1 protein-coding gene is annotated in these 276 nt (G+C 67.8%); it reads right to left on the reverse strand.

What is annotated here, in order from left to right; all coding sequences use genetic code 11:
* Positions 1-276 (reverse strand): hypothetical protein (locus ACH13J_RS18460; protein WP_397544802.1); only part of this gene is annotated, 276 nt, incomplete at both ends.

Here is a 276-nt window from a genome sequence, read left to right on the forward strand (position 1 = left end):
TCCAGCTCGACCGCATGGAGCTTGCCGTCGTCGCGCTCAACGCCGCGCACTTCGATCCAGTTGTCGCCGGCCATGACGTTGGCGCCCATGCGGTTGAGCGCGTCGGCAAAGCGGACATCGCCCTGAATGCTGGACATGCCAACACCCTCTACGCGCACCGGCCCACCGCCCAGCGCGCCGGCCGCCAGGAAGTACGACGCGGACGAGGCATCACCTTCCACGAAGATCTCGCCCGGCGCTTTGTAGGCCACACCCGTCGGCACGGTGAACGACGCC

The organism is Roseovarius salis, from assembly GCF_044472985.1.
GTDB lineage: Bacteria > Pseudomonadota > Alphaproteobacteria > Rhodobacterales > Rhodobacteraceae > Roseovarius > Roseovarius salis.